The organism is Marvinbryantia formatexigens DSM 14469, assembly GCF_025148285.1.
Classification (GTDB): domain Bacteria; phylum Bacillota; class Clostridia; order Lachnospirales; family Lachnospiraceae; genus Marvinbryantia; species Marvinbryantia formatexigens.
In genome coordinates this window covers 4,034,672-4,052,934 of sequence record NZ_CP102268.1, presented here as the reverse complement: position 1 = coordinate 4,052,934, position 18,263 = coordinate 4,034,672, and the positions used below count along the sequence as shown (strand labels likewise).

19 protein-coding genes are annotated in these 18,263 nt (G+C 42.4%); all 19 read right to left on the bottom strand.

Annotated elements, in window-relative coordinates:
• Positions 1-2: 2 nt before the first annotated feature.
• Positions 3-704 (bottom strand): WbqC family protein, encoded by a 702-nt coding sequence (locus NQ534_RS18925; protein WP_006861201.1) that lies wholly within the window; start codon positions 702-704, stop codon positions 3-5.
• 37 nt (positions 705-741) lie between these two features.
• On the bottom strand, positions 742-1,881 hold the full coding sequence (locus NQ534_RS18920) for a DegT/DnrJ/EryC1/StrS family aminotransferase (RefSeq protein WP_006861202.1): 1,140 nt from the start codon (positions 1,879-1,881) through the stop codon (positions 742-744).
• 9 nt (positions 1,882-1,890) lie between these two features.
• The gene (locus NQ534_RS18915) at positions 1,891-3,330 is read right to left on the bottom strand and encodes a lipopolysaccharide biosynthesis protein (RefSeq protein ID WP_006861203.1); all 1,440 of its coding nucleotides are present in this window, start codon (positions 3,328-3,330) and stop codon (positions 1,891-1,893) included.
• Between the two features lie 20 nt (positions 3,331-3,350).
• Positions 3,351-4,295 carry a glycosyltransferase family 2 protein gene (locus NQ534_RS18910; protein WP_006861204.1) on the bottom strand — a complete coding sequence of 315 codons (945 nt, stop codon included), beginning with the start codon at positions 4,293-4,295 and terminating at the stop codon, positions 3,351-3,353.
• Positions 4,295-5,284 carry a glycosyltransferase family 2 protein gene (locus NQ534_RS18905; protein WP_006861205.1) on the bottom strand — a complete coding sequence of 330 codons (990 nt, stop codon included), beginning with the start codon at positions 5,282-5,284 and terminating at the stop codon, positions 4,295-4,297. Before NQ534_RS18905 ends, NQ534_RS18910 begins: the two co-directional genes overlap by 1 nt.
• Entirely contained in the window at positions 5,281-6,327 is a 1,047-nt protein-coding gene (locus tag NQ534_RS18900) for a glycosyltransferase family 2 protein (RefSeq protein ID WP_040782504.1), read from the bottom strand. Before NQ534_RS18900 ends, NQ534_RS18905 begins: the two co-directional genes overlap by 4 nt.
• On the bottom strand, positions 6,293-7,384 hold the full coding sequence (locus NQ534_RS18895; RefSeq protein ID WP_157200719.1) for an O-antigen ligase family protein: 1,092 nt from the start codon (positions 7,382-7,384) through the stop codon (positions 6,293-6,295). The genes NQ534_RS18900 and NQ534_RS18895 overlap by 35 nt, the downstream gene beginning before the upstream one ends.
• Positions 7,385-7,596: 212 nt before the next feature.
• Complete coding sequence (locus tag NQ534_RS18890) at positions 7,597-8,652, bottom strand: glycosyltransferase (protein ID WP_074679797.1); 1,056 nt, start codon at positions 8,650-8,652, stop codon at positions 7,597-7,599.
• Between the two features lies 1 nt (position 8,653).
• Entirely contained in the window at positions 8,654-9,328 is a 675-nt protein-coding gene (locus NQ534_RS18885; RefSeq protein WP_157200721.1) for a glycosyltransferase, read from the bottom strand.
• 397 nt (positions 9,329-9,725) lie between these two features.
• The gene (gene pssE, locus NQ534_RS18880; protein WP_416388649.1) at positions 9,726-10,229 is read right to left on the bottom strand and encodes a PssE/Cps14G family polysaccharide biosynthesis glycosyltransferase; all 504 of its coding nucleotides are present in this window, start codon (positions 10,227-10,229) and stop codon (positions 9,726-9,728) included.
• Positions 10,217-10,675, bottom strand: coding sequence for a PssD/Cps14F family polysaccharide biosynthesis glycosyltransferase (gene pssD / locus NQ534_RS18875; protein ID WP_006861212.1), 459 nt, complete (start codon positions 10,673-10,675; stop codon positions 10,217-10,219). The genes pssE and pssD overlap by 13 nt, the downstream gene beginning before the upstream one ends.
• 22 nt (positions 10,676-10,697) lie before the next feature.
• Positions 10,698-11,519, bottom strand: a complete 822-nt coding sequence (locus tag NQ534_RS18870) for a DUF4422 domain-containing protein (RefSeq protein WP_006861213.1) — start codon at positions 11,517-11,519, stop codon at positions 10,698-10,700.
• The gene (locus NQ534_RS18865; protein ID WP_006861214.1) at positions 11,503-12,576 is read right to left on the bottom strand and encodes an NAD-dependent epimerase/dehydratase family protein; all 1,074 of its coding nucleotides are present in this window, start codon (positions 12,574-12,576) and stop codon (positions 11,503-11,505) included. The genes NQ534_RS18870 and NQ534_RS18865 overlap by 17 nt, the downstream gene beginning before the upstream one ends.
• A gap of 54 nt (positions 12,577-12,630) precedes the next feature.
• Entirely contained in the window at positions 12,631-14,058 is a 1,428-nt protein-coding gene (locus NQ534_RS18860; RefSeq protein ID WP_040782508.1) for a sugar transferase, read from the bottom strand.
• 22 nt (positions 14,059-14,080) lie between these two features.
• The gene (locus NQ534_RS18855; RefSeq protein WP_006861216.1) at positions 14,081-14,821 is read right to left on the bottom strand and encodes a LytR C-terminal domain-containing protein; all 741 of its coding nucleotides are present in this window, start codon (positions 14,819-14,821) and stop codon (positions 14,081-14,083) included.
• A gap of 15 nt (positions 14,822-14,836) precedes the next feature.
• Positions 14,837-15,517 (bottom strand): CpsD/CapB family tyrosine-protein kinase, encoded by a 681-nt coding sequence (locus NQ534_RS18850; protein WP_006861217.1) that lies wholly within the window; start codon positions 15,515-15,517, stop codon positions 14,837-14,839.
• A gap of 13 nt (positions 15,518-15,530) precedes the next feature.
• Positions 15,531-16,280 (bottom strand): YveK family protein, encoded by a 750-nt coding sequence (locus NQ534_RS18845; protein WP_006861218.1) that lies wholly within the window; start codon positions 16,278-16,280, stop codon positions 15,531-15,533.
• A gap of 16 nt (positions 16,281-16,296) precedes the next feature.
• Complete coding sequence (locus tag NQ534_RS18840; protein ID WP_143115685.1) at positions 16,297-16,959, bottom strand: CpsB/CapC family capsule biosynthesis tyrosine phosphatase; 663 nt, start codon at positions 16,957-16,959, stop codon at positions 16,297-16,299.
• Positions 16,960-17,267: 308 nt separating this feature from the next.
• Entirely contained in the window at positions 17,268-18,110 is an 843-nt protein-coding gene (locus NQ534_RS18835; protein WP_040782593.1) for a tyrosine-type recombinase/integrase, read from the bottom strand.
• Positions 18,111-18,263 lie beyond the last annotated feature (153 nt).

Genomic DNA, 18,263 nt, shown 5'->3' with positions numbered 1-18,263 from the left:
TTTTAACAAAACGTATATTTTTCCAACAGCCGTCTGATATCCTCTTTTTCGTTATACATTATGACATCCAGAATCGAAAGATTTGGAATAAAATCCCCCTTTCCCTGCGGATACACGATATCTCCATCTGTTTCCAGAAATCTAAGCTCAATTCCTTGTTTTCTGAAAACATCCGGATGATACAACGCCCTGCCACCTGCCGCGTTTATGTAGGTATCCGCTTCCAGGATATGACAAATCTCCAGAATCTTATCCTGTGCCTTTAGGGATTCATCTTTCTCCAGCGAGGACGAAAACAGAAACTTTGTATGTATTCCCAGATAATCTGCTACAATAAACATACTTTCCGCAAGAAATTCTGCAAGATTTTCTTTGCCACCGCACAACGCTTTTTCAGCAATCGCCATTCCCCGGTCGTAATATGGCGCTTTTTTGTAAGACAGTTCAAGACTCCGGAAAAACCCTGCTGTCTCCTTTTCACTTTGCGCCAGATACAGTTCATTTATCTTTTTATTCTGGCTCGCATGCTTTATCGAAATGCCAATTCTCTGTACCGTCCCATTCATTTTAATCCGGTTTCGGTTAATCCAGCCTCTTTTGATATATGCAACATCATCAAAAATCACATATGTATCCACTGCATTCATAAGCTGCCAGTAACCGATATATGGAAAAAAGTATGGCTGCATGACACCAAGCTTCATAAATTTCCTCCTCTTTAAGCAATCACTTTTTCACCGGTTATCGTAAGCTCTGCTTCCTGCATTGTAAAATAATTTCACATATGCGGTCCACGTCTTTCATATCGAGACCGGCATACAGCGGCAGAGTCAGAACCCGTTTGCTGATATGCAGGGCTACCGGTGTCTCCGACACGTCATATTCCCCGTGAAAACAATCAAAGGCACTGGTCAGCGGGTAAAAATACTTTCGCACATATATTCCCTGCTCCGCAAGCCTGTCTGATATCTCTGCGCGGCCCGCGCCAAACTTTTTCTCATCTATTATAATTGGAAAATACGCATAATTTGAACGTACGCCATTCTGCTGTATATTCAGAATCAAACCGTCCGTTCCCTCCAGATGCTGCCGATACCGGTCAGACACCCGCTTTCTCCCTGCAATTTCTTCTTCCACATGTCTTAGATTACAAATTCCCATTGCCGCACAGAACTCATTCATCTTTGCATTTGCACCTACCGCACACACTTCCTCCGGACCGTGTATTCCAAAATTCTTTAACTCATAAATTGTTTTCCCAAGATTTTTATTTTGGAAGCAGATTGCCCCTCCCTCAATGCTGTTAAATACCTTTGTAGCATGAAAGCTGAAGCATGAAGCATCTCCAAAGCTTCCGATTCCTTTTCCCTTATAGGTCTCTCCAAAAGCATGTGCCGCGTCATAAATCACTCGCAGTTCGTATTTATGCGCGATTCGCTCTATTTCTTCTATATCGCAGACATTTCCATAAACATGTACCGGCAGGATCGCACAAGTCTTATCGGTGATCAGCGCTTCGATTTTCCGGACGTCCATCGTATATGTGACAGGATCAATGTCACAAAACACCGGTTTCAGTCCGCTGCGGATAATCGCATGTGTTGTAGATGCAAAGGTAAACGGCGTTGTAATCACTTCGCCCTGCAGATGCATTGCCTGAAGCGTAAGCTCCAATGCCATATGCCCATTTGTTACCAGCTCCACATTTTCTACTCCCAGATATTTCTCTAATTCTGACTGAAACTCCTGATGTTTAGGTCCCATATTAGTCAGCCAGTGGTTCTCCCACATCCCACTGATTTCCGTCACATATTCCGCAAGCTCCGGCATCGAAGAACGCGTAACAAATATTTTATCCATTCCCATTTTTCCTCCTCCCATCAAGCCGTTCTATTTCCTACGAAAAAAATCACCGGCAAATTTCAGCATATAAGTAAAGCTTTCCAGTTTAAAAATCACAGACCCCCCAAAGTAAACAGCAACGCCGGATATCACCTGCAGCAGGAGCTTCCAGATATCTGCCAACGGAAGCTGTCCCACCGCCAATACACATACTCCCATAAATATACTCAACAGGAGCACGGGACAAATGTCCCGCATTTGCTCCCGGCAGCCATAGTCTACCAGTTTTTTGTTCGGGTACGCATTAATAAAAAATGCAATCAATGCTTCCAGAGCATATGCTTCAGCGAGCACCAGGGGACCATGCGGCAGGGCAACAAGGATCAATACAAAATCCAGTCCCTGTTTTATCAGCTCTATTTTCAAAAAAATATCGCTGTATCCAAGTGCCTGTATCACCTGCAGATTTGCAGTATGTATAAGCCAGGGCATATAAGCAATGCAAAAAATCTGCATATAAGGAATCATAATATTCCATTTTTCGGTATATAGCAGACGCACAAGCGGAGCTGCACACGCCGCAAGACCTGTCATACACGGAAAAATAATATAACTGCTTGTCATAATCGAACGCCGGAGAATTATCCTTACCTCCGCTCTTTCATCCTGCTGTTTTGCGATTACCGGCATCAGAACACTTTGCACTGATGTCTGCACGTTTGCAATCAGCAGATCCGGAATATGATTTCCCTTTTCGTAATATGCCAGTTCTTCCGCAGAATAAAACAATCCGATTAAAAGGCTGGCAAGCTTTGTTGTTGCATTATTCATCAGCGAAGAAAGAAAAATCTTACTTCCATAAGCAAACATTGGCTTCAGCCTGTCGGCAGAAAATGCCAGCGAAGGTCTCCACCGGACTGTGATCCACAAAATAACGGTATCCATCGTCTGATTAACAAGGCGCTGTACGATAAGCGACCACGCACCATAGCCTCTATATGCCATCCATATACCTACCGCTGCTGAAACCAATGTCCCGCCAAGCGTTGCATAAAAAAAACGTTTAAATTGCATACGTATTGCGACGATTGCCTGTTGTACGCCATTAATGCCTCCAAGAATCAACGTCAAAGACATCACGCGGATATACGGTACCAATGTATACTCACCATAGAAGCGGGCAATCGCCGGCGCTGCTCCAAACATTACCAGATAAAGCAGAATCCCCATGCCGACGTTAAAATAAAATACCGTAGAATAATCGAGCTGGTCAGCATCCTTTTTCTGAATCAGTGCATTTTTAAACCCGGCATCAATAAACAGACTTAAAATTGACGTGAATACCATTATGAGCGAAACAACGCCATACTCCTCTGGAAGTAAAAAGCGCGCCAATATCACAGAAACCAGAAAAGATACTCCCTGCGCGCCGATACGTTCTGCAAAGCGCCACAGCATATTCATAAAAACAAATTTTCTATCTGTCATTGTATTCCCATCCCTGTATTTCAGAAAATCCGACACCAGATGAACCGCTTCAGCAAGGTATAAAAAGAAATATCCTTTCTACCAGACAGTATTTTTACGATCTGCCAATATTCTTTTTGTATCTGTCTCCGCTCTCTTCTGCACGTATGTTTCTGCATCCGTTTTATTGCCGATAGTGCTTCTCCTTCACTTAGAAGCGCCATCTGCCGGTCGTCCCTTTCCAGAAAAAATCTACACCGTTCAAGAAAAGCCTCTGCTGCGTCCTGCATGCTATCATTTCTATGCATAATACTTCCTTCGCGCTGAACATAATGATAACCGGTATACCGCAGACATATCACTCTCTGACAAGCGGACATTATATGATGAAATACGAATTCGTCCTCATGTATCTTTCCCTCCGGATAGCGCAATTTTTCAAACAGGCTGCGTTTATATAGCTTATTCCAGGCGACCACGCAATAAGAGTGCTTCCCCTGTTCCGCCATCAACATAATCTCTCTTCCAGTAATCGTCTGGTCTATGTCATTCTGATAGCTTTCCGGATTCTTTCTATATATCTGTTCTGCTCTTTCATATTCATATACAAAATTACAGACTGCCATATCCGCCTGCTGTTCTAGAAGCGCAGCCAAAAGCTTTTCCAGCATATCTGTCTCTATGTAATCATCGGAATCAACAAAGCACAGATATTTTCCCTGTGCATGATTGATTCCCGTATTTCTTGCCGCCGATAGCCCGTAATTCTTCTGATGAAATACACGAATCCTTCTGTCCTTTTTCGCCCAATCATCACACATTTTTCCGCAGTTGTCCAAAGTTCCGTCATCCACCAGTATCACCTCTATATCCCGGAAGGACTGTCGTACAATACTTGTAATACATCTGTCCAGATATGGCTCAACCATATATACCGGGACGATCACACTGATTAATGGGTATCTGTTGTTTTCTGAAACTGCCATTAGTATTTCTTCTCCAATCCTGATTTCCCATATCGAATATACCGATAAAACTTTACGATCCACGGGAAATAATATTTTATAAAAATAATCCCCTTCTGCTTCACAGGCAGCTCCCGGAACATAGGTCTGTACGGCTCTTCGTGCAGTGCTCTCCAGTCTGAACGCATCTTGTAATCCACAAACTGCCGTTTGTTTATATGCGGAAGCAGTTCTTCGTGATACTTTCCGTTTGTATACCGATCGAAATTTTTATAATAAGCAAGATACAGCAAATTTTTTTCTATGAATTTCTCCGGATGATTCCTTGCCTCTTCCGCATATCTGTCAGACCATGATCCGGGAACCATGACGCGGTAGCAGACCATCCTGTCCGCGAAACCATACGCATTTCCCCTCAGCATCAGAAAATTCCGCAGAGGAATATCTCCGGCTTCTCCTGCCATGAGTTCCTTCGGGAACTCTGCGCTATCCCTGCTTCTATACATGGTGCCGGCCGTTGCAAGATAAATCTCAGGCTTTGCAATCATTTCCCGGTCTGATAGAACTCTGCTTTTTTCTACCGGGGAAACTTTCTTCAAAATATTTGACTGCAAATCCACATTGTACGAATTACAGAAACAAAAGGAACATTCCGGATGCGCTTCCATATAGTTCACCTGCTTCTGGATTTTATCTTTATCGCACCAGAAGTCATCGCCCTCGCACTGCGCAATATATCTTCCCCGCACAAGCGGCATCATAAAATCATATGGATTTTTTCCTTTTGAAAACTGATTTTCTTTCTGATAAATTCCTCTGATAATATCCGGGTGTTTTTCCTCATATAAACGGATAATCTCCGCCGTCCCATCTGACGATGCGTCATCATGGACAATCACCTCAAACGCAAACGATGCTCTCTGCATCAAAAAGCTATCCAAAGCCTGCGCAATATAAGGAGCATGATTGTACGCTGTTGTTAAAATGGACACCATAATTTCTTTCTTCATACGTTTTCACCCGTTCTACATATGTCCAACAAACGTTTTTCAAATCTGAGTAAATAAATCAACATGCCAAAATACTGTCGGCGAAACAAGGCGTATACTATACGGTCTAAAAGGCTTCCGGAAAATCTGTATTCATATTTTTTTGCTGTCTGATAGAACTCTGATTCATAAACCTGGCGAAAGGTCTTTTTCAGCAAAGCTGTATCAAACCGGCAACTATGTACAGCAGATTCCAACGCTCTTGTCATGCTCAAAAGATATCCGGTATAGTATTTCGCCCGGTTTTCTTCAGTGTCCGCATGAACCGTTTTTAAAAAGCAAAGCACACGCTTTCCTACCTGAATAGAATCTGAAAAATAGTTTAGCTTAAAATTTCTTCCGGAACCGGACTGGCTCATGCGGTAAAAATAAAGAGGTTCCGCTATATAGGAAATACACTTTGCCTTACTAAAAACGGGAATTAGCAAAAGCTTGTCCTCTCCGCTGACATACTTATGCCCGAAAGGATCCTCTGTATCTTCATCAGAAAACAATTTTCTTGCAATCAGCTTCTGCCACAAATAATTCAGCTCTGAAGAGGATACAAAGTCACGGTAAATCCTGTGCAGCGTTTTCCCTCTGTAAATGCTGTAATTAGGATAAGCATCGGTAGCGTATTTTATTTTTTCTCCGGCGTCCGTCACCTTACAATATCCGAACATCACAACATCGCTGCCAGTGTTCCAAGCGCATTCTACTGTCTTTTTTAATAAATCCTCCTCTATCCAGTCATCCGCATCCACCCATAATACAAAGGTTCCCTTCGCGCGCTCCAGCAGAAATCTGCGCGTTTTCAATATCCCCTCATTCTGTTTATGAAATACGGTAATCCGGGTATCTCTTTCTGCGTACTTATCGCACAGCATTCCACCGGAATCAACAGAACCGTCATCACAAATAATCACTTCGAAATCCGTATAGGTCTGGGCGAGCACAGAATCCAGGCACTGGCGGATATATGTTTCCATATTATATACAGGAATCAGTACACTGACCGTCGCCACACCGCTTTCCCTCCTTTTTTGCCGCTGTTTCCGCATGCAATCCGTTTTTTTCCTCTTTCTTCAGCATAAAACAATACGCAATCATTAGCGTAATGTACATATTATAGGTATACATACTGATCGTGGAAACATCAAACAACAGTACCCGCAGGCACAGTGCCAGAAGAACCGCCGCCATTTTATCTCTTTTCAATGCTGGTCTGCATAATCCTGCAGCAATCCTGAAATGCATACTATAATAAACGCAGAACCCGGGAATGCCCAGCGTTGACAGTAACTCCAAAAACCCGCAATGGCTGTATACCGGATTTGAATAGCCAATGGACGCCAGGTATGCAGAAAAATTGTTCATTCCGATTCCAAAAACAGGATGCGCTTTAAACAACTGCCATGCAGTTCTGATAAAATACAGTCTCTCCGAAGTGCTGCCATCCACGTTTTCGCCGCTTATAAACAGGTTAAGCATCCGTTCCACCCTGATGCCGACAAGCTGATACAACATCTGATTATTCATGATTAGCCAATAAATGAAAACACATCCCACTGCAACAAACGCAATCTCAAATATTTTTATCCAGCTCTTCGATATCAGTATCCAGTACGCTGCAAGTTGAAAAATAATAATTAAAATCGCATTTTTAGACCCGGTCATAAATCCGGTCATAATAAATGCCATAAATGGTATTGCATAAGAAACAGATATTTTGTTTTTCCTGGTCATAAAATAAAAGGAAAGCAACGCTCCCAGCGAAGCCAGTCTCCCAATCTCATTCGAATGCTGTCCGATTACCTCTCCGATCCGTTCAGTTCCCCATGCGGAAGCTGGTGTCCGGACAACCAGTAATAATAGCATATAAACAAGCGCTGCTAACAGCAATGCAAGTACACGGTCTATTCTCCTTCGACTGTTCAGCCGCGGACGTATCATAAAACATGCCAGCATTGTTTTCAGAAGATTCCAGAGAACGCCATATGCATTCGATGCATCAATGCTCCAGAATGAGGATGCTGCGCCGTACAGCCATAGTATAATCATCCACAGCTCAAATTTTCCCATTCTGAAGACTGGATTTCCCTTTGCGTTTTTAAAACACGGACAAAGGAAAAAATGTGTCCCGGTCAGAAAAGCCAGACTCCCATATCTGAGCAGCATATCTGTCATATTTTCCTGCTGGTGCCCAAACAGTACACAGAAATAAAGCAACAGCGCTGCGTCACATAAAAAATCTGAATTTATCCGGATACGCAGAACAGCATTTCCTGCAGATTTCACAGCAGCTCCCTCCATTTCTCCGCAATCTTCCCGACCGACAATGTGTCACGTATTTTTACTGCTTCTTCTGATAAAGTGTCCGCAAGGGAGGGATTTTCGATAAGCTCCAGCATGGCCCTCGCCAGACAGCTTTTTTCTCCCACCGGCACCAAAATTCCATTTTTATGATCTTTTATCATCATCCGAGCTCCGCCCGCCGGGCAGTCTGTGCAGATGCAGGGTATTCCCATCGCCATTGCTTCCAACATTGCGTTGGAAATTCCCTCATAGTCTGATGCCAGAACAAACATTCCGCTTTGCGCAATATGCTCCGGAATATCGGAAATAAAACCGCGAAACTGTACATCATTGAAAATACCCAGTTTCCTGCATAATTCTTTTAGATTATTAAGAAGCGACCCCTGTCCATATATGACCAGCTTCCAGTCAGGATGCTTGCGGTGAATATCTGCAAATGCTTCCAGAAGAAGCGTATGATTCTTCTGAGGCTCCAGCCTGCCTACTGAAACAATCTCTTTCTTCCTTTCTCCCGTGTACGGAGCAGGCAGCCCTTTGCTGACCGGATTTGGTATCACACAGCTATGCTCCTGAATTCTTTTTGAAAAAAAGGCTTTTGCAGTCTCCGTCTGAAACACAATCCTGTCTGCTTTTACGTATATTATGTTTCTGATAATGCCGCCGGATATGCCTTTCATATTTTTCGGATCATTCCGCAAAGAAAATACCGTTCTGTTCGGCAGCCCTATACATGCAATATGCGTATACAAGGTTTCAAATGGCAGCATTGCAACAACTGACGCTTCCTGGTGCTGCTTCAGGAATCTGCGTAGCCGGATAATCTTCTTTGCTATCTGCACCGGTTTTACTTTACTTTCCGAAAAAAAATACAAAATCTGTACCCGCTCTGAAACATCATACGCTTTTTTAGAATCCTTCATAAAACCTAAATAGACACGAATGCTCTGACGCGCCAATTCCTCCGCGAGAATTGCCGTAACTCGTTCTGCCCCGCCGTTCGCCAGATCCGGTGTTATAAATATAATCTCTTTCATCCTATAATCTCTTTCTTTTTTCTGTACGAAAAAAAAGTTCTGTCAGCGTATGAAAATACTGTTTATCAGAAAATTTATCAATTACCAGTTGTCTTGCATTTTCTGACAATTTCAGGAAGTGTTCTCTATCCATCATTTTCTCCAGGTCATTTGCCAGCTCTCCGGTATCTCCGGGCTTTATCAGATATCCGTTATATCCATGTATCACCGCTTCCGGTACATCTCCTACTGCCGAAGCCACCACCGGCATACCATAGCTCATGGCTTCCAATATTGCTACCGGCAGCCCCTCATTGTAAGAAGGCAGAACCAGTATGTGACTTTTTGCCAGCAATCTCATCTTTTTTTCTCCTTCTATCCAGCCGACGAAGGAAACCGCATCTGTAATACTGGTGTCCTCCGCCTGTTTTTTCAGCGCTTCTTCTTCCGGTCCGCTTCCCGCAATCACAAAATGTACCGATTTCAGCTTTCCTCTCTCCTTCAGAAGCCGAATTGCATCCAGCAAATCAGAAACGCCTTTTCTCTTAATCAATACCCCAAGAAATAAGACCTGCAGACATTCTTTCCATTCTGTATGTATTTGCGGAACAATAACTGCATTATTCAGAATAACCGTTCTACTGGCTTGTTCTATCTCATGAATCTGTCTGTTGTATTCCTGTCCGAGAACTATCATGCAGCCACACTCCCGCAACAGTTTTCTTATTTTTTCAGCTTTTTTTGCAGAACATTCGCCATACCATCTAACAAATTCCGAACCGTGCAGGTGTATAATGTCCGGTATCCGAAACATTCTGCACAGCCTGTGAACTGCATTTTTTCTATCGAAGCTTCCGTGATGCGACATATGCATATACACAATATCTGGTTTAAAAACAACCATCGTCCAGACAATTCTGCAATATGCCCATACAAAATATAGCAGCTTCTGAGTATTGCACCCGCCCCGAAATGTTGGAATAAACACCATACGTATCCCCTCAGATTTCCAGTCATATTCCCTTATCTGCCTTATCACAGCCGATATTCCGCCATGTACTTTCGGAGAATTTCCAATCATAAGTATTTTCATTTTACACTTCCCTGTTTTCCTCAATACATGACATGATCAGTCGAACTATTCTGCTGTTATCTGAAACAAACGCTTCGGGCGTAAAGCTCCCAATTTTAGATATGCAATCCGTCAGTTCTCTCTTATTTCTTGCCACCAGTGCATAACGTTTTTTTAAAAAAAGACTGCAAATTTCAAGCTGATGATTGTCCAGATGTTCATGATATTCCTTTAATCTCGGAAATAAAATAATCTTCTTCCCGGCCTTCACAGCCGGAACAACGGTTCCCGTGCCCGCATGAGAGATGATAAAGGCGGCGCCGCTGACCAGTCTTTTGAATTCATCGGCTTCAATAAAATCAAACGTTTTGTAGTTTTTCGGTTGATACGTACTATATCCGCGCTGCGCAATAATTTCTTCGCCCCGCAGGATTCCTTCCCCGCACAATTCATCTATAATCCGAAAAAGCCTGTCAAACCGAAATTCCCGGACACCGCCTGCTGTTACCAGAATCAATAAATACACCCCCCGTAAACTGCTTTCGGATAATACCGCAGCAATTCCTGCCACTGAACAATAAACAAATCCGCAACTCTGTAAATTACTTTTCCGGACCGGTTTACACTGTTCATACGCGCATAACTTTCGATATAAATTACTTTCTTTTTAAAGAAATGACCGATTATGCACATCGGAATTGCAACGGCAGCTCCTGTTGTAATAATCGCATCCGGCTTTTCCAGAAGGAAAATCTTCATCTGCTGAAAGAACATACGGCATATGCTGATAATTCCAGCGAATTTTGATTTACGATTCAAGTCATCTGAAAAATATTTTCTTTCTTTTATATGCTCTGTAGCCTTTGTTTTCACCGTCACATAAAAGCAGTCATAAGTGTTTGCAATAGGCTGCAGCTGCCGGATCTGTTCCAGATGCCCACCCGCGCTGCAGATAAAGCATACCTTTTTCATAGTTTTCCCTCCATGTCACGGGCTAAAAGCTGTGCTCATACTTTTTCCCAAAAAATTTCGCCTTCAAAAAGGAACATACCTTCTTCCGATAATTTGTTTTTTCCATAAAAATCCATGAAAGTTCTTTAATATCTGATTTTTTAACAATTCCTTCTTTTATTTGATAATCCAGCCACACATTAAATAATATTTCACTTACTCTTCCGTAAAACCGTCCCTGAAACTCTGAATGCTCCGGCATATGCACCCGTCTCTTCAGTTCAAACAGTATGGGAAAAAGCCATGTACAATATATATCCAGAAGTCCTCGTTTCATAATCATCATATTGAACATATGTCCGGACGACTGCCGCAGAACCCTCTCATAGCTTCGAAAATATTCCGGGTACTTTTCACAGATAATCTTACGGGTTTCCTCTAAGTGAGCCGCATAGTGCGTATGTTTATAATGGCTGTACAATGTTTCTATGTAATAATGACGTTTTTTCGGAACAACTATCTGAATTTCACCAGGCAGTTTCCTGATATCTTCATATTTCAGAACACAATCAAACGTATTTTTTGATCTTCGCATACAAAAATGGCGTCTGTAATGCACCAGTCCAATGTAATCCGTATTCAGATTTTTCCATGCCCAATACAGACCTGTCAGTTCACAGAAACCAGCATTTAACTCTGAAATATTCTCTCCGTCATTATCCATTGCGTATCCGGAAAATTCTTCGGAAGCGGACAGCATCTCTTTTTTTCCTTCTGCACCAACAAATACCGGAAGATACATCGCATCGTCTGGCATCCAGTATTTTTTATGCGTTGCTACGATAATTTTAACTGATCCTTCCATAGAAATCCCCATACCACTCTGCAAATTTCCGCAACCCGTCGCGCAGGGAGGTCGATGGTTTAAATCCAAATGTTCTCTCAAATGGCACGGTATCCGCATAGGTAACTGCAACATCCCCTGGCTGCATCGCCTTAAATTCCCTGCATTTTTCAAAATTATCAACAGCCGGCAGCACACCCGCGCGAATCAGCTCCTGCTGAAGCGTATCCGCAAAATCAAGCAGATTTTCCGGATGTCCATTTCCCAGATTATAGAGGTCACATGGCGGAACAGGCAGCCCGTCTTTTCCTTTTTTCCGGGAGGGCGCTTTCTGTACGACCCGCACAATCCCCTCTACAATATCATCAATATAAGTGAAATCCCGCATACAGTGCCCATGATTGAAAATCGGTATCTTCTGACCGCTGCGCAGCTTTTCCGTAAAACTGAAATATGCCATATCAGGTCTTCCCCAGGGACCATATACCGTAAAAAAGCGCAAACCGGTAGACGGTATATCATATAGCTTTGCGTATGCGTGCGCAAGCAGCTCATCTGATTTTTTTGTTGCTGCGTAAAGCGAAACCGGATAATCCGTATTATCATCCGTGGCATAAGGTATTTTCTGATTCGCCCCATAAACCGATGAACTGGATGCGTAAACCAGATGTTCCACGCCACCCGAATGATACGAGTGCCGACAACCTTCCAGGATGTTATAGAACCCCACTATATTTGAGGAAATATATGCCTCCGGATTCTCAATAGAATAGCGCACCCCTGCCTGCGCAGCCAGATTTACTACAATCTGCGGGTGATATTCGGAAAAAATCTTTTCTACAAATGATTTGTCTGCAATATCCCCCCGCAAAAACCGGAAAGCTTTCTGTTCTTTCAGCTTTCTCAACCTGGCCTCTTTCAGTGAAACGTCATAATAACTGTTCATATTATCAATCCCAATCACCCGGATATCTGCTGCGCTGTCACACAGCCGCCGGATCAGGCTAAAACCAATAAAGCCTGCCGCCCCGGTAACAAGAATTGTTTTACCGCTCAATTCCAGACTGACATGTTCCATTTTATGTTCTTTGCTCCTTCCGCAGGTGAATGCACGCCTTTCGGGTGTTTTGTCTTACTCTGCTCCGCACCGTTTGATCACAACATACAGCGTTTTTAAAAGTATTTTAATGTCCATCCCCAGATTCCAGTTCATGATATAAGCAGTATCCAGCTTTACAACCTCCTCAAAATCAGTAATTTCACTTCTGCCGTTTACCTGCCACATGCCGGTAATTCCTGGTTTAATAGACATACGCTGCTTATGGTGCAGCTCATATTTTTCCCATTCGTCTTTTGTCGGAGGTCTTGTCCCTACCAGACTCATATCTCCCTTCAGCACATTCCAGAACTGTGGAAATTCATCCAGAGAAGTTTTTCTGATAAAATTCCCGATTCCCTTTATTACACGGGGATCATCCGTCATTTTAAACATCCGTTCATCTTTCATTTTGTTTTGCGCAAAGAACTCCTTTTTCCGCTCTTCTGCATCCATATACATACTTCGAAATTTATAAATGCGGAAATATTTTCCGTTTTTTCCCACGCGAATCTGCGAAAAAATTGCCGGTCCCGGTGATTTCCGCTTTATCAGCGGCGCAAGTATCAAATATAATATACCGGTCAATATACAGCCTATCATTCCTCCGACAATATCCATACACCTCTTAAGAAAAAGCTGTTTCGTGCTGACAAGTTTCAAACCGTAGGTCAGCACAATGTCTCCCGCAAAGCGTTCTACTATGTAATCCGCCATCACATTCTCTGTCACAAGCTGGGTATGTACGGTCAGCCCCATTTCCATGCAGACGTCAAATATATTATCCACAGCCTTTTTTTCATTTAGCAGTACATCCTTATTAAAGAACACTTCGTCTACCCAATGATTTTGCAGATAACCTGTTGTGCTCTCCCGGTCTGCAACAATCGGAATGTTCTCTATTCTCCCGCCAATCCGGCTCGCATCCAGTATGGCAATTCCGCAAATATAAATATCTTCTTTCAGATTATTTTTCAGCACCAGCTTCACAAATTCATCCGCTGATTCATTCCTGGATATCAGAAGAACAGAAGCGCTGCCGCGGTTGAGACCGCGCCGCTTCTGCAGATTAATTTTTCGCAGGACATGTCCCGTATAGCAAAATAGTATCTGCAGGATTCCGTTTACCAGAAAAATACTTCTCCGGTAATTCTGCAAACATTTCATCAGATAAAGGCACAATACTGTGCTGCCCGTTACCAGGACTGTGTGCTGAATAACAGCTACAAGTTCCTTATAATAACCTTGTCTCATTACATTCTGATAATTGCTTGTCATAAAAACCACAAAAAAATGTACCATTCCTGCAACAACCGCAATCCTCAGATAAAGTATATTCTGCCAGCCTCCGGAAAGCTCCGTGTAAAAGCTGCAGGTTATCAGCAAAGAGAGCTGAATACATACAAGATCAATAAGCATAAAATCCCAGAAACGCAGCCATCCATTTGGTTTCTTTCGATACACTTCCTGCGCTCTCCTTTACCAGTTACAGTTTTTCTGCATCCGTCTGCCCGACTATAATGCAGGCATCCATAAGCGTTACCGAAATGTCGATACCGGAAGATACCATTTCATTTTCGATATTCGCTTCTGGAAAATACTCCTTCAGCAATTCCCCTAATTCCACATTTTCCGTATAAATAACAGTCTCTTCTATCTGCCCCTGATAGCTTCCGATTGAAATATTCTGAAACCCTTCCTCACGGAACCTTTCCTGTAACATAGCCGCTACTCCCGCCACATTACTGCCGTTAATAATTGCCAGCTTTGCTTCTTTCAGCTCACTTTCCCGCCCGACAGCTTCCGCTTTCTCCGATGCCTCCTGCGTCTCCGTTATCTGCGGTTCCGTTTCTTTAATCTGTCCACCCGCATCTGTTTCGCCTTGAGTCTGTTGGCTCTCATCCACATATTTCACATTTCTTTTTGCTTTTGTCACATTATTGCTTTTATCCATTACTGCATAAATAATCTCCGCAGACGTCCCATCCGCTGACGGATAGATTGCTTCTATCATAATATTTTCGGTCAGATCTCCGTCTGTCTCATCCATCGCCGTTACTCCCTTCAATAAAACCGACGTATCGCCACCTGCATAATATGTAACATTTTCTGATTCTACTGTAATAACAGGTCCCTGCCGGTCGTCTTGTTTATACAGATAAAGAGAAGCCGCTATCCCTGCTATACAAATAAAAAGCAAGAATACTGTCCACAACCATTTTCTCATTCCTTCTGTTTCTCCTTAATCTTTTCCGTAATAATTTCCATAATATTTTCCGTAATATCCCTTTTCATTTAGGCTGACTTTATTCAAGATCACTCCAAGGAGCCGACATTGGGAACGCTCAATCTGTTCCTTTACTTTTCTGACAAATTTATAGCTGACAGCATCTGCAGCGATAACAATCGCTGCCCCGTCGCACTCCTTTGCGATTACCGCGCTATCAATCACATTTCCCAGCGGAGGCGTATCAATAATCACATAATCATAGTTCTCCCGCATATGACCCAGCATGTCTGAAAAAGCTTCACTTCCGAGTAGTTCTGCCGGATTTGGCGGTTCCGGACCGGGAAAAATAATATGTAATGAAGGGTAATTGGTTGTACATACAATTTCTTTAAATTCACATTGCCCGGTAATATAATTAGTCAGACCGACAATTTTTTCAGTAACGCCAAGGCGTCCAATCAGTACCGATTTCCGAAGATCCGCATCAATAAACAGAACCTTTTTTCCGGTTTCTGCAAGTGATGCTGCCAGATTCAATGAAACATTACTTTTCCCCTCGTTCGGAGTACAACTGGTTATCGCAATTACCCGGCAATCTTTTCCACAAAATGTAATATTTGTTCGCAGCGACTTATATGCCTCGCTTACGCGAAAAGAAAGCTTTGTCATTGTATCGATATTTATATTAGCCATCTGGCATCTCCTTTCAGAATTTCTTTTTCGCTTTTTTCTTCTTTACCTGTTTCCTGCGCTGTTTTTTTTCATCCATAGGAATGGTCCCCAATACGCTGACTCCCAGATAATTCTGCACATCATCCGCATTTTTAATACGATCATCCATTACCGTCTGTATAAGAATTATCACAAGCGCTACCAGCAATGCGACAGTACCACCAATCACAGCATTTTTTATATTTGCCGGCCGCGCCTTTTTCTCCGGAAGATTTGCCTCCTCCACCACATTTACCGCTTCCACATCCATTACTTTAATAATCTGCGCCGATACCGCATTCCGTACCTCATCTGCAATCGCTTTCGCCTCCTGCGGATTTTCATCTGTAGCCCGTATGGAAATAATACGACCATCTGTTGCTGTTGAAACACTGATTTTATCCGCCAGCTCTTCATAAGAAATATTTTCCAGTTCAAGAGCAGATATTACCGCTTCCAGTACAGGACGTGTAGTTACAAGCTCCATATAATCCTTTGTGAGCTGTGTCGCGCTCTGCAAATCACTGTATGTAATAGCTGCAGCATCTGAGTTCTGCCTGTTCAGAACATAGATTTTAGTTGTAGAGTCATAAGTTGGCGTAATAAAAACCCTTGAACAAAGATAAGTAATGATCATTCCGGCAGCGGCAACCAGAATAAGCAGAAAAATCCTGTCTCTTACTGCAGTGAATATTGCTTTTAAATCAAATTCAATCTCATTTGTATAGCTTGTATTCTCTTCCATTCGTATCTCTCCATACTTATATTTTTTTCCGTGCCAGAAGCTGACACGGATTTTCCCATACTATACGCGCTGTATACTCTGCCCCATATCTGTCCGAAATACATGCAGCGCTTCTCTGTATTTCCGGTTTTCTTTTTTCCATGTCATGTGCATCCGTTCCCAGAAAATGCACAAGCTCTCTGCTTAGGATTTTCTTCACATATCCTTTTACTCTGAACCCATTTTTTCCCATAATACTTCCAGCATTCACCTGTATATAACATCCCATTGCTACCAGCGTTTCTGTCAACTCCAGACTGCTTCGCATGCACTCATAGCGTTCGGCATGGGCGATCACCGGCCAGTACCCATGCATCTGCATACGCTGAAGCGAATGTTTCATTGTACAGGCGTCTACCGAAGGAGCAAATTCCAACAGGACATAATTTAATCCAGCCATTGTCAGTGCCTTTCCTGCCTCCAGTTCTTCACAAAGGCTATGACTGTCCATCAGCTCGTTTCCCAGAAAGACTGCAAAATCCGGATGAATTTTCCGTGCTTCTTGACAAACCTTCTCATAATATTCACGGAATTCAAACGACTTTTTGCACATACCGTCACATTTATAGTGAGGTGTGGCTACAATTACACGAATTCCTTCTTTCCATGCCAGACGGAGCATGTCTCTCGTCATGTTCATATCTTTTGATCCATCATCTACTCCTGGAATAATATGCGAATGAATATCAATAACCTCGATCATTTTCTTTTTCCAAACCGTCATCTCCAGAATATTGCGAAACAACCACATAATACGAATTATGTGGTTGTTTTGATATATTCGATGTTCAAAATCTCATGAAATAACAGTGAATAACAGGATACATTATTATTTAAGACTTGCAAATAACGTGCTTTTATGCTATAGTAAGCTCGGATTTTGAAATGTTATGTAAAAAATTGCTATATTAGCACCACATAATTCGTATTATGTGGTTGTTTTGTGTTTCATATTACCAATTGCAGGCGATCAATCTGCTTTTCCTGTTCTTTCCCATTTACTAATGTATATATCCGTGTGGTATCAATGCTGGAGTGACCCAGGATATCCGCAAGATGTGCGATATCTTTTTCTTCCTCATAATATGTGACAGCAAACAGATGACGCAGATTATGCGGAAACACTTTTTGGGGACTTACCCCCGCCGTTTCACACAGCGCTTTCATGTCGTGAAAAATATTACTGCGGTCCAGTGGATTCCCATTTCTGCTCACAAAAACACAGCCATTTACGATATTGTGTGCTCTTACATATTTCAAAAGCTTCCTGCACAGTTCCGCAGGCAGCAGGACGGCTCTGGTTTTCCCTTTCAGAGAAACGATTGCTCTTCCGGAGTATAGAGCTTCTACCGTAATAAATTCCAGCTCGCTCACCCGGATTCCTGTAGAGCAAATAGTCTGCATAATCAGTGACAGCCTGGTATTTCCTCTTTTTTCTGCCATTTTTACCAGACGATAATACCCTTCTTTGGTAAGCTCTTTATCGCTTCTCCGAAAAGAATTTCTTTGTACCCTCAAGGACCTTGTCATGCAGTCATACCATCCATATTCCTTAAAAAAGCCATTTAATGCTGCCAGTATGGAATTAACACTTGACACCGCATAGTGTTCCATCAGATATTGTTTATATACAATTACTACCTGCTTTGTAACAGGTTGTTTTTTTTCCGCATATTGCTGAAAAGCCTTCAGATCATGCATATATTTCCTAACCGTGGCATCGCTTTTCTCATCATTTCGCATCATCTTTTCAAATTGCTGCAACATTTCGTCCGATATATAGTGTTCCATATTTCTCTTCCTTTCTGCTACAATATATTTCATGGTTAATATTCTTTACAGCCAGTAAGGAATTACCCATTCTTTGTTATTAGTATTTCCTTATTTGCCAGCAACATATACCAGAATGTTGATATCAAAAGACTTTGCCCTATAGCAACTGTA